This window comes from Candidatus Limnocylindrales bacterium, assembly GCA_035626395.1.
Lineage (GTDB): Bacteria > Desulfobacterota > Binatia > UBA1149 > CAITLU01 > DASPNH01.
This window is the reverse complement of sequence record DASPNR010000041.1, coordinates 25,767-38,645: the sequence shown is the minus strand read 5'-3', so window position 1 is coordinate 38,645 and position 12,879 is coordinate 25,767. Positions and strand designations below refer to the sequence as shown.

The following is a 12,879-nucleotide window of genomic DNA, read 5'->3' as shown; positions in this document are numbered from 1 at the left end:
CTCACGGATGGTCCAGGTTGCGGATCTTCCGCAGGCTGATGTCGGAGAACGTCAGCGGCCCGACGTTGCAGCCGCCGCCGTCCATCAAGGCGGTGTCGGTGTGGGCGCCCTTGAAGAGGTGGCCGAGCTCGTGCGATCCCACGTCCGGCTCGTTGCATGCCGGGCCCGGCGACTCCTTGGTCGCCTCCAGGAAGACGCTTGCGCCCTGGCCGTTCAGCTCGTCGACCTGGCCGAAGGTCGTGCTTCCGGCTCCGTCGCCGTCCTCCTCGGTCTGCATCTGATAGGCGCCGAGGAAGTAGACCGTCCAGAAGTCCTTGTCGGCTTCATACGCGGCAGCGTCGAAGTCGTAGGTCGCCAGCAGCAGCGACTTCTCGTCGGCGCCGTCGGGCGTGTTGGCCACGAATGCCACCGAGCTGTTATTGTCGCCGATGTCGAACGTCGGCCGCACGTATGCGTAGGCGAAGACGTTCTTGCTGCCATCGTCGCTGTCCTGGATCTTGCCGATGCTGGCCATCGCCACGTCCTCGCCGTCGTCGCCGTCCTGCGAGGTGCCGTCGTTGCCGTTGTAGTCGTCGTCGTCGACGAGCGTGAATGCGCCGGCGGTCGGGATGGTCATGCCCAGGTTGTTGACCGTCACCTTCATGTTCATGCCGTCGGTGTTGCCGACCACGCGAAACGCGTTCATGCCCCGGCGCAGCAGGCCGTTGGCGAAACGGTTGGTTGCCGAGGGCGTCTCCGTGAAGTTCTGGTCGGTGGTCACCGTGCTGGTGCCGTTGCCGTTGTTGGTCACCGCCGTGATGCTTCCGGTGATCCTGTTGCTGGCCACGTTGCCCATCGAATCCCGCTCGACGTGCACGCGCCGCCACACCGTGAGGCGCTCGGATGCCAGCGGCATGAGGCGGGCGTTCATCGTGGCGCCCTGCTCGTCCGTGTTGGCCTCGGCAATCGCGTCGGTGAGGTTGTCGATCATCTTCTTGTTCGTGCTGGCGAAGATCTTGAAGTTGTCGCCCGGCTGCATGGTCGTCGTGAAATCGACCCACACCTCGTTGCTGCCGGTCGTGGCCGGATCCTGATCGCTGAGCATCCCCTCGGCCGGCGTGCCCATCGCCTCGCCGTGGTTGGCGTCGATCAAGCCCGTGGGATCGGCGACGTCGAACGAAACCAGGTTCACCTTCATCTTGCCCGCAGGCACGGCCATGCTGAGCGTGGCACGTACCTTGACGCGATTGCCGCGGTCGGCTGCGTCCTTGGTGGGTTTGCCCGCGAAGATGCGCCGCCCGCCGGGCTTGTCCGGATGCGCGTTGCCGGTCAGCGCCGCTCCGCCGGTATCCAGCAGCGCAACGTCGGTAACCTCGACCACGTGCAGGTCCATGTCCTCGCTGCGATCGATCTGGCCGTCGGGCGCCGTGACGATGAAGCGAACGTGGTAGCTGCCGGCATTGATGTAGCTGCCGCCGTTGTTCTTGCCGTCGAACGTGGCGGTGAGGATGCCCGAGCTGTTCGGCTCGGTCTGCGTCTTGATCTCGGCACCGTTGGCGACCTTCATCTGCACCTGCTGCGGCGTGAAGCCGACCGGCAGGATGAGGTATCGAATGCTGGCGGGGTCCGGATCGCCGGCCACCGGCGGGCCGGTGTAGCCGCGTGCCATGTACTGGTCGCTGAGGAAGTCGATGATCTGCACGTCGAAGACCGTGAATGCCAGCGTCTCTCCCGTTCCCCAGCCGGCATGAAAGACGAAGTTGCCCGGCGGGTACTGGAAGTGCGGAATGTAGGTCTCGCTGACCGTGACCTCTTCTTCCTCCGGATCGCAATAGTAGACGGTGTAGTCGACCTCGAATGACGATGGCGTCACGCCCATCGGCCCGCCGTTGGCGCCCGGGTACGGGAAGTACGAGTTCGGTTCAGGTGACAGGATGACGGCGATGATGTTGCAGACGTCCCGGCCGAACACGGCGAAGAACAGCTGCCACGTCGATGACCAGGAATCGACGGTGGCGCCGCCGCTCTGGCCGCCGCTGATGATGTAGCCGGCCGCTCCGGTATCCGGATCCATGTCGATGTAGCCGGTGCCGGTCCAGTTCAGATAGGTGATCTGCGTGCGCGGGATCGTGACCTCGTGTCCCTGCGCCAGCGCGCCGTTGACGGCGGCGACGACGGGGGCCGGCTGCGACATGGCCGGGCAGTCGGTGGCGATGCTGGTGACGATTCGACAGATCTCGATGCCCATGTCGCTGGCCAGCTCGAGAATCTTGATGGTCGAAACCGCTTCCTCTCCATAGAGATCTTCAAAGACACGATTCTCGCCGATGGAGGCGTCGGCGCCGGTCAGGACGAAGTACGGCTTTTCCTTGCTCTCGTCGCCGTCGATCGCGAACGGGCCGATGATCTTGCGATCGGCATCGACGATCAGGCCCTTCCATTCCCACGCCACGGGAATCTGGCTGAAGTTGTAGAAGACCTGCACGACGTTTTCGACGATGGCTTCGGAAACCGCCGTCTGCACCACCATCTGCTGCGTCTGCGCCACCTGCAGGCCGGCGCGATCGACGCGGTCGAGGTAGTTCATCGCGGTGCGGTAGAGCTTCTCGCCTGTGAGACCGTCGGTGTCGGGCAGCTCTTCGTCGTCCGGCGGCACCAGCGCCTCGTCGGGGACGCGCCACGTGTCGATGCCGATGCCCTGGTAGGTGCCCGCCGTGATGAAATTCTGCACGAGCGGCACGACATTGCTCTCGCCGGCGGGCGTCAGGAAGTGCATGTCCGAGTTGTGCAGCACGCCTGCGCCGATGCTCGTGCCCGTGGCGACCGCCGCTCCTTCGACGCGCAGCACGGGCTTCAGCGCGATCAGGTTGGGCGGCGTTGCGTACAGATCGCCGTAGGTCTCGATCGTCTCCGCATCGCCCGCGGTTGCCGGATCGTAGGATATCGTCACGCGACGGCTGGCGATCGCCGGCAGGTCGAGCGTGTGGTCGAGGAGCGTCGTGTTGCCGTTGCGGATGTGGAAGCGGATGCGGTGGCGCTCCGCCTGCGCGATCGCGGCGAACTCGCTGGCGGCCGCGAGCTGCTCGAAGGGCAGCGAGGCTGGCAGGATGCCCGACTCGTCGGGAACGATGGTGGCGGTGCGGAAGACGTCGTCGGGAAAGGTCAAATCCTTGCGCTCGGTGGCGACGTAGTCGGCGATGTTCTGCAGGTAGAGCTCCACCGGGCTTGGCTCGTGGAACGTCGAGATGTACCCGTCAATGAACTCCTGCGCGTCGAAGCCCATCTCCGAAGGAATGTCGACCGCGTCGGTGTACTCGAGCGACTTGAAGCTCGGATCCAGCGGCACCCACGCCATCCCGGTGTCGTCGTTGCCGATGCCGCGGTAGTTGCCGTAGGGCAGATAGGCGATCACCCACACGTGCTCGAACCCTATGGCGACGACTTCGCCGTTGTCGGTGAACGGGGTCGGCTGCATGCCGGCGGTCGCGAGAATGTTGGCGGCGGTGAAGCCGTCGGTGACGCCAAGCCAGTTCATCACCCGGTCCGCCGGCATCAGCACCTGGCCCGAGACGTAGCGCGCAGGCACGCCCGAAGCGCGAAGGAGCGCGATCAGTGCCGATGCGATGTCGTAGTCGTTGCCGCCTTTGACCAGGATCGTCTCGCGCGAGCCCTTGCGCGATCCCGTGTACGGCTCGAACCGCATGTTGTCGCGCACGTGGCGGTACATCGCCAGCGGCGTCTGCAGCTCAGCGGCCAGTTCCTCGACTTCCTCGGTCAGCTGAACGTCGATGGTGGCCGCCAGGTCGGCGGCCGTCGGCGGCGCGCTGACGCGGGGGATGGAGCGCTGCTCCGCCACCGCGGCTCGAGCGTGCGATATGTCGCGGGGCTCGGCGGTCTGCTTCATCGCCGCGTACGGCAGCGAGTTGCCGCTGAGGAAACGGGGGGCATCCTTGGCCTTGTGGCGACGCAGGTAGCGGCGCGCAGCCTTCACGGCTGCCGCAAGGTCCTCATCGCGTCCGGCCGCGCGCTTTCCGGCCGCGGCATCGACAGCATCGAGGTGCGCGGTCAGGACCTCGAGATTCTTCTCGTAGTCGGCGACGGTGGCGTAGTGGCGCTCGAGGATGAAGTCGGGCAGGCCCGCTTCCTTGATCCTGCTTTCGGTCGCGACGAACGCCTCCTGCAACGCCTCGTCGAGGTCCCCGAGGTTGCCGGCGTGCTCGCGCAGCGCCTTGCGCTCGGCGTCGATGGCCGCACCCTGGGCCACCCTGTTCGCAAGCGCGTCGAGAAGGTCCTTGATTCGTTGAGCTTCTGCCGCAAGGGCCTTTTGCGGCGCAAAGCGCGCGGCAGGGGGCGGGCCCTGCGCGTGAACGTCGGGAAACGGCGTCGCCAGCGACAGGACGGCGCACAATCCCGCCGTCCACAGCGCTCGGGCGAGGCCGGAGACGACGTTCGGGAATGAAGGAGGCATGAAGGCGGCCAGCTTTAGGACGCTGGGGCCGGTGTCGTCAACCGTTTTCCGCTCGCGGTGACGGCCGCGCTACCCTTGCGCCAGCGCCGGCAGCACGTGCGCCGCGAGAACCTCCGCATCGCGCGCGAAGGCGGCGGCGTCGGGATAGCGAGGCGTGCCGTGGATGATTCCGGTCGCGCCGGCTGCGACGAATCCGCGCGCGAGCGCGGCGGCGGCCGAAGGATCGGCCAGCGGCAGGCTCGTGAGCACGACGATCCGCGGCGGCGGCTTGCCCGCCTCGGCGAACATGCGTCTCAGCTCGGCCACCGGCGCTACAAGCGACTCGGGATCGGCGGTCATCGGCATCCAGCCGTCGCCGAAGCGCGCGGCGCGCCGAAGAGCATGCGGAGGTGCGCCGCCGACGAGGATCGGCGGCCGCGCCGGCCGCGGCAGGAACAGGAATGGCTGCCCGTTCGATTCGGCTTCGTCGGCCGCGAAGCAGCGCGTGAGAAACTCGAGCGTCGCGTCGCTGACGCGCCCGCGCTCGGCAAAGGGGATGCCGACGGCGCGGAACTCCGCGTGCATCCATCCAACGCCTACCCCGAGCATCAGCCGCTCGCCGGACAGCTCCTGCACCGTCGCGACGACCTTGGCAGTCGGCAGCGGCGGCCGATACGGCAGGACGAGCACTCCCGTGCCCAGGCGGATGCGCCTGGTGATGCCCGCGATCCAGGCCAGCGTCGATAGCGGGTCGAGGTAGCGGCCGCCGGAGCCCTCGGCGTCATCCGGCGGGATCGCGATGTGATCGCCGACCCACAGCTCGTCGATGCCGGCAGCCTCGGCCGCCAGCGCGCACGCGCGCACCACGTCCGGCATCGACTGCGGCCCCATCGTTCGCAGATGCATTCCGAGCGAGCACGTCATGGCGCCGGATGCTGCTCCCGCGCCGGCGCAGCCGCAAGCGCGGCGGGACGACGGACGACGCGGCCGCCTGAACATGCGTTTCAAGGAACAGCCGACGCTGCGTTGACTGCCGATGCGACATCACGTGTAACGACAGCGCACGATCGAGGGGGATCATCGCGATGCTTGATCGACGGATTCATGGCGTGCTCTGCGCCGCGCTGCTCGTAGCGCTGTGGTGCTCGGCGGCTACAGCCGCAACCTCGGCATGCGAGGCTGCGATCGCACGCAGCGGCGCGCGCTACCTGGACGGCCGCAGCCGCGTCCTTGCGGCGTGCCGCGATCGCGCGCTCGCTTCCGGCAACGCGGTGGCCGCCGCCGAGTGCGAAGGCGACGCCGCCGTTGTCAGCGCGCTCGACGAGTTCGAGGAGCGAGCACGAGCGACGATCGCCCATGCGTGCGGCGGCGACGATCAAACGTGTGGCGGCAGCGACGACGTGCCGCTGTCCGCAACTGGATGGGAAGAGGGAGCCTGCCCCGGCCTTGCCGGCGCAGGCTGCAACGGCGCCATTGCCGATTGCACCGGAATCGCCGACTGCGTCACTTGTTCCCTCGACGCGGTCGGCACACCGGCCGCGGATTCGCTCGCCGACGATGCCGGTGAGGCGCTGCTGCGCTGCCAGCGAACGCTCGTCTCCAGCGTCGATCGATATCTTCGCGCATCGGCGCGTGCGCTGCAGAAATGCCAGGCGGCCGTAGCCTCCGGCATCGCCGCCGGGCCGTGCCCGACGCCGGGCGACGGCCGCGCGGAGCCGCGACTTACGAAGGCGCGGGCAAAGCTCGTCCGCAACGTGTGCAAGAGCTGCGGCGGCGGCGACCGTCGGTGCGATGTCGACGTTCTCGGCATCGCCGGCAGCGGTGCCGACGACGATTTCACTGCCGCAACCATCGGCTTCTCTCCCGACTGCAGCGACGTCGCACCGCCGAGCACCGGTCAGTCGTGCGCGCGCAGCGTCTCCACGCTCGGCGACATCGCCGAGTGCGTGCAGTGCACGGCGCAGTTCGGCGCCGAATGCGCCAGCCTGCTGGCTCTACCGGCGGCCGGTGAGTATCCGCAAGCGTGCCGCGGCGGCGACTGCCCGCAGTGCCTGCGCTGGTCGGATCCGGCGACGTGGGGCGGAGCCAAGCCCGCGCCGGGTGAAGAGGTCGTCATCCCGCAGGGGACGAGCATCCTGCTCGACGAGGACACGCCCGACCTCGGCGGTCTCACCATCGACGGCTCTCTTGTCTTCGACCGCACCGACCTCTCGCTCACCGCCGACTGGATCATGGTGCACGGCGAGCTGCGCGTGGGTACCGAGGATCGTCCGTTCGAGCAGCAGGCGATCATCACGCTGGATGCAGCCGATCCCGATGCAAGCGTGATGGGCATGGGGACGCGCGGCATCATGGTCATGGGCGGCGCGCTCGAGCTGCACGGCCGCCCTCCGCAAGTGGCGTGGACCAGGCTGGCCGCGCATGCTCCCGGCGGCGCCACTGTATTGCAGCTCGAGGAGGACCCGGGCTGGAGCGCCGGCGACCAGATCGTCGTCGCTCCCACCGACTGGTTCGGCGCGTCCGCCACCGAGTCGTTCACCATCGCAGCCGCTGCCGCGACGAGCGTGGAGCTGAACGCTCCGCTGTCGGCGCCGCGATGGGGCCTGCTGCAGTATGCAACCGCCGACGGCATGAGCCTCAGCCCCGCCGGCCTGGTCACGCCGCCGGCAGCGCCGACGCCGGTCGTTTTGGACGAACGCGCCGAAGTCGCCAACCTCACGCGCAACATCGTCATTCAAGCGCCCGACGATGCGCTGTGGCAGACCCAAGGCTTCGGAGCGCACGTGATGATCATGGGAACGGGCGCACAGGCTCACGTCTCGGGTGTGCAGATCCGGCGCGGAGGCCAGCGCGGACGCCTCGGCCGCTATCCTTTTCACTGGCACCGCCTGAGCTACAGCAGCACGACCTTCGTCGGCGACGCCTCCGGCCAGTACATTCGGGACTCGAGCATCCATCAGTCTGCCAACCGTGGCATCGTCATCCACGCGACCAACGGCGTCGTCGTGCAGAACAACGTTCTCTACGACATCCGCGGCCACGCCGTCTTCACCGAGGATGCCGTCGAGCGCCGCAACACGATCGCCGGCAATCTGACGCTGCACGTGCGCAATCCCCTGGAAGGCGACGCGCTCAAGCTGCACGAAATCCGAGAGGACGGCGGATCGAGCGGCTACTGGATCGCCAACCCGGACAACGTCGTCACCGGCAACACCGCCGCCGACAGTCAGGGGCACGGCTTCTGGCTGGCGTTCCCGAATCAGCCTCACGGCGACAGCTCGGGCGTGCCGATGCGGCCGAGCCGCATGCTGTTCGGCGTTTTTGAAGACAACACCGCCCATACCAGCGGCTTCGAAGGGCTGATGTTCGACCGCGTCGAGTCCGACGACGCCGGCACGACGATCGACTTCCAGTACCAGTCCACGACCGACGGGCAGGATCCGACGTGGAACTCGAACACGCTGCGCCGGTTCGCCATCACCCGCTTCACCGCGTGGAAGAACCGCCGCGGCGGGATCTGGGACCGGGTGGCGTGGCCGGATTTCACCGAAATCGTTTCGGCCGATAATTGCGGTCGCTTCTTTGCCGGTTCGGGAGCCGACGGCGTCATCGAGCGGTCGCTCATCGTCGGCACGAGCCTGAACGCCGCCACGCCGCGCCCGAGCGTCCATTTCCCGGACACTCTCGGCGGCAACGAGACACCTACGGCCTTTGCCACCTACCACAGCGCCTTCGACATGCGGCGCAACGTGATCGTCGGCTTCCCGCTGGTGCCGGGCACGCGCAGCGGCGCGTTCGCCACCGAGGACTACTACATCCGTCCGGTGGACAAGGGCCAGATGCGCAACTTCGACAACCTCCTCATTCAATCGCATCCCGGCTTCCGGTCACTCCCCGTGCTGAGCCACTACGTGCTGGCCGGGGCGTTATGGGATCCGCACGGGAGCTGGGGACCGGCCGGAAGCTACTTCGTGTATGACACACCTTTCTTCACGTATGGCCAGACGGTCACGCCGGTGGAGCCGGCCGGCCAGACCGGCGGAGTCAGCGTGCCGGGGCCGTTCTATGGGGTCCTCGAGTTCGTCGTGAACAACGACCGTCCCTACTACTCGCCGCTGATGGCCATCGAGGCGACGCGGCTCGATCCGATGACGCTGACGGAGGTCGCCGCATGGAGCGTCGACGAGGCGCTGGACGAGAGCTGGCTGCTCGCACCGATGCGCCACTTCGCCGCGCACCGCGACGGCATCTACCGGCTGGAATTTCCGAGTTCGCCGATGCCGCAGGACATCGAGCTGCGCTTCGAGAACATGCTCGAGATCACCGACACGCTCGTGCTGGCAGTGCAGTTCGACGGTGAAACCACGCCCGAAGCGGTGTGGACGCTCGGATCGGGCGGCTTCCGGCTCTATGAACAGCAGGCGTCACTGGCTGCGGTGATGGCGTCGGCTGGAGAGGCGTGGTGGCAGGACGCGGACAACGATCTGGTATGGGTCAAGCTGCGCGGCGGCTCCTGGCAGTTCTGGGACCAGAGCGGACAGCTGGCGGCGCCAACCAGCGACGAGTTGCTGTACGAGACGACGGTGCTGCACATCGATACGGACTGACGAGGCGGTCCAAATACATCCAGCTGGGCCCGCCGAGGTGCTCCGGAACGCGAGGCGGCCGGCATGGCGGCCCGGTTTAGCTGATACGCGGCATCATCGTGCGGGCGCCGCCGATGGCGGCGGCCGCCCGGCTTGCCGTACGCGAAGGGGTCGGCGCGACGCGCGCCGCCGCCTCAGAACGTCAGCCGATCGAAGTCATTCCATTGCACAGTGATGCCGTCGCCCATCGCCTCCCAGTTCGGGACGTTCAGCGTTCGCGGCTCGCCGCCGCCGCGCGACAGGAGCTGGAAGGAGATCGTGCCGTCGGGCGGCGTGCTTGCGCGGACGAAGACGTCGGCGCCCTGGAGGAACGGCAGCGCACTGATGACCGGGTCCTCGATCAGATCGGTCTGACCGTTGCGGTTGACGTCGAATGCGAAGTAGCCGTTGACCTGTTTGCTGGCAGGGCAGAGCTCGGCCGTGACGATGTTGAGGCCGTCGACCAGAAGCTGATCGCTCTCGCCCGGCTGGTCACCCCACAGTTCCTTGTAACGGATGCTGACCCAGGACGAGCTGCCGGGACGGTTGCCGGCGTACTGCTCGAATGCCGTGGACGCGAGCAGCCGCAGCGTGTGATCGCTGCGAACGAAGGGTTCATAGTAGATGTGCAGCGTCGGCAGCGCATCCCGCACCAACGCGAACTCGTAGCGCTGCCGGCGCGCGACGGAGACGGGGCCCCACTTGCCGCCGCCGCGCGAACCGTCGGTGATGTCGATGGATGCAACCGGCGACTCGGTCGTCCGCACGCCGTTCTCGTCGACCGGCCAGATCTCGACCGTGGCGCCGGCCAACCCGGAGTTCTGCGGGAATTCCAGCGCCTTGCCCGAGATCTCGATGCGGGACTGGCGGCGAATGCTGCGCCGCGGAGTGCGGCCGGTGAGGAACTCGAAATACTCGATGAAAGCCTCCGAGGACGTGCAGACCTGTACGTGCGTCTGGTTCGGGATGGTGACGTTCTCGGCGCCTTCCATGTGCCGATCGGGGTTGCCCCGGCCCGCCCAGACCGCCAGCGTCGGTACGCCCGGGTGCTCGCTCTGGCCATCGACGTTGATGTAGTGGCCGACGTCGGCGCGGCGCGCCTCGCCGAGCTCCTCGTCGGTCAGGTAGTCGCGCATGACCGAGGTTCCGAGCGAGTGCGCAACCACATCGACCTGCGCCTTGCCGCTGCGCGCCTTGAGCTCGGCAATCGCCGCGTCGATCTGTGCGTGCACCTCGCTCTTGTCGGCCACGGCGCGCGTCGAGTCGTAGTCGACCTGGTCGATCCAGCTTGCGGGATAGCGGTTGCTTTCGAAGCGCATCGCCTGCGATTCGAACTGCGCGCCCGAGCCTTCGATGCCGTGAACGAACAGGATCGGGTTGTAGGGGAATGGGCGCGCCTCGGCGGCGACGGCGGCGAAAACCGTCGCGCCGACGGCCAGGCAGCTCAGCAGAAACCGGTGCGCACGGCGCCCGGGCAACAGCTTGGAACCGCTCATCGGTCTCCTCCTTTTCGGCCTACATTTCTGTAGATAAAAAGGAGGCTGACACGGCCGCGAGCGGGCCGTCAATGAGGCGCCGAGAATTCCCGCCTCAGCCGAGGAACGCCGCCGCGACCTTCACCGGCCGGGCGCTCGGCAAGGACCGGCCAACCGATTCCTCAGCCCGGCAAGGCCTCCGCGGCCAGCTCGAGGACGTCCTTATTGCGGACCTGCTCTTCCTTCTCCTTGGCCTTCACGCCGTCGCTGAGCATCGTCATGCAGTAGGGGCACGAGGAGGCGATCGTCTTGGCCTCGGTGTTCAGGAGCTGCTCGACGCGCAGCACGTTGACGCGCTGGTCGGGCGCCTCTTCCACCCACATCCGACCGCCGCCGGCGCCGCAGCACATGCCGAAGGCCTTGTGACGGTCGGGCTCGCGCAGATCCACGCCCGAGAGAGCCTCCAGGATCCGGCGCGGCGCATCGTAGACGCCGTTGTAGCGGCCGAGGTAGCAGGAATCGTGGAAGACCACCGAACCCACGGCGTTGCCGTTGAGGTTGAGCTTCTTGCGCTCGATCAGGTCGGCGATGACTTCGGTGGCATGCTGCACCTCGTAGTTGCCGCCGAACTGCGGAAATTCGTTCTTGATCGTGTTGAAGCAGTGCGGGCAGTTGGTGATGACCTTCTTGACCTCGGCGCCCGTCAGCACCTCCACGGCCATCGCCGCCATCGACTGATACAGATACTCGTTGCCGAGACGCCGCGCGGTGTCGCCGTTGCAAGGCTCGTCGCGGCCCAGGATCGCAAACGAGATGTTGGCCGCCTTGAGCAGCTTGGCCACCGCCTGCGTGATCTTCTTGGCGCGATCGTCAAACGAGCCCGCGCAGCCGACGAAGAACAGGTACTCCGCGTCCGGATTCTCGGCGAGCGTCGGGATGTCCAGGCCCTCGGCCCAGTCGGCGCGCTTGTCGGCGCCGATTCCCCACGGATTGCTCTGGCGCTCCATGCCCTGGAACACGCGCGTAAGCTCGGCCGGGAACCGTGCCTCTTCCTGCACGAGATGGCGGCGCATGTCGACGATCTTGTCGACGTACTCGATGTTGACCGGACACGCCTCTTCGCACGCGCGGCAGGTCACGCACGACCACAGCACCTCGTCGTGGATGATCTCGCCTGCGCCTTCGACCTCGCCCGTGGCCACCTTCTGCATGAAGTTCGGATCGGTCACCGACTCGGGATGGGCGTAGAGGAAGTCGCGCAGGTTCAGGAGGAACTGACGCGGCGCCAGGCGCTTTCCGGTGGCGGTGGCCGGACAGTGCGAGGAGCAACGGCCGCACTCGGTGCACGAGTACATGTCGAGCACCTGCTTCCAGTCGAAGTGACGCATCTCGGAGGTGCCGTAGATGGCGTTCTCGCTCTCGAGGTCCTGCTTGGACAGGCGCCCGAACGGCTCGAGCTTGCTGAAGAAGACGTTCGGAATCGAGGTGATGACGTGGAAGTGCTTGGACTTGGGCAGCAGGTTGACGAACACCAGAATGACGAGGTTATGGATCCACCACGCCGCGTTGCTCGCCGCGGTAGCGGCTGCCGGCGTCGCGAAAACGCCGGACAGTGCGTAGGAGACGGGCGACCACATCTTCTCGGCCTCGGTCTCGGCCTCGCCGGCCAGGAAGACGAAGCGGCCGGCGTCGTAGACGAGACCGCTCGTGCAGATCGTCGTGATGAAGACCAGGATGAGATAGGCCTCCCAGTGCGAATGGTTTCGCAGCCGCGTCTCGGCGGGCAGGAATCCCATCAATCGCAGCGGCTTGGTCACCAGCCAGCGAGTGAGCAGGATCATCGCGCAGATCGCGACGATCAGCTCCATGACGTCCTTGGCCAGGATGATCGGCCCGCCGATGCCGGTGGCGCCAAGCAGCGGCAGGTGGAAGTCGGGGAACCAGCCGCGCGCGAACATGTGCACGACCTGGTAGCCGAGAATGAGGAAGCCCCAGAAGACCAGGGCATGGATGACGCCCGGCGTGATGTCGTGGCGCGGGCCCTTGAAGAATTTGAACTGCCCGATGGCGTACTTCAGGGTGCGCCGGATCCGCTCGGGGACGTTGTCCCAACGCGCTGCCGGTCGCAGGTGCTGCAGGACCGCGAACCGCTGGTAGCACTGGTAGACGAGGTAGCCGACCAGGCCGACGAACGCGATGGTCCAGATGATGGTGCTGAGCATGAATCCTCCCGGTCCCGGTCCCTGCATCCGCCCCGCGGCGCCCATCGCCGCCGGTGCTCGTGTCAGGGCCGGGGCGGATTTAACCGGGGAAGGTCCTGCCTTGCAATCCGGCACGATGCGCAGGGAGACCC

General features: G+C 67.0%; 5 protein-coding genes. 1 reads left to right on the top strand and 4 read right to left on the bottom strand.

Annotated features, from left to right (window positions below; translation table 11 throughout):
- Nucleotide 1: 1 nt before the first annotated feature.
- Together VEC57_15695 and VEC57_15690 are read right to left on the bottom strand one after the other, a co-directional pair.
- On the bottom strand, nucleotides 2–4,447 hold the full coding sequence (locus tag VEC57_15695; GenBank protein HYC00577.1) for a transglutaminase-like domain-containing protein: 4,446 nt from the start codon (nucleotides 4,445–4,447) through the stop codon (nucleotides 2–4).
- 69 nt (nucleotides 4,448–4,516) lie between these two features.
- On the bottom strand, nucleotides 4,517–5,350 hold the full coding sequence (locus VEC57_15690; protein ID HYC00576.1) for a TIGR03619 family F420-dependent LLM class oxidoreductase: 834 nt from the start codon (nucleotides 5,348–5,350) through the stop codon (nucleotides 4,517–4,519).
- Between the two features lie 161 nt (nucleotides 5,351–5,511).
- Here VEC57_15690 and VEC57_15685 point away from each other — a divergent pair, with 161 nt between their 5' ends.
- Nucleotides 5,512–9,033, top strand: coding sequence for a G8 domain-containing protein (locus VEC57_15685; GenBank protein ID HYC00575.1), 3,522 nt, complete (start codon nucleotides 5,512–5,514; stop codon nucleotides 9,031–9,033).
- 173 nt (nucleotides 9,034–9,206) lie between these two features.
- On the opposite strand, the gene VEC57_15680 is transcribed toward VEC57_15685, so the two are convergent.
- Together VEC57_15680 and VEC57_15675 are read right to left on the bottom strand one after the other, a co-directional pair.
- Nucleotides 9,207–10,547, bottom strand: coding sequence for a hypothetical protein (locus VEC57_15680; protein HYC00574.1), 1,341 nt, complete (start codon nucleotides 10,545–10,547; stop codon nucleotides 9,207–9,209).
- A gap of 161 nt (nucleotides 10,548–10,708) precedes the next feature.
- Nucleotides 10,709–12,748, bottom strand: coding sequence for a (Fe-S)-binding protein (locus VEC57_15675; protein ID HYC00573.1), 2,040 nt, complete (start codon nucleotides 12,746–12,748; stop codon nucleotides 10,709–10,711).
- Nucleotides 12,749–12,879: the final 131 nt, after the last annotated feature.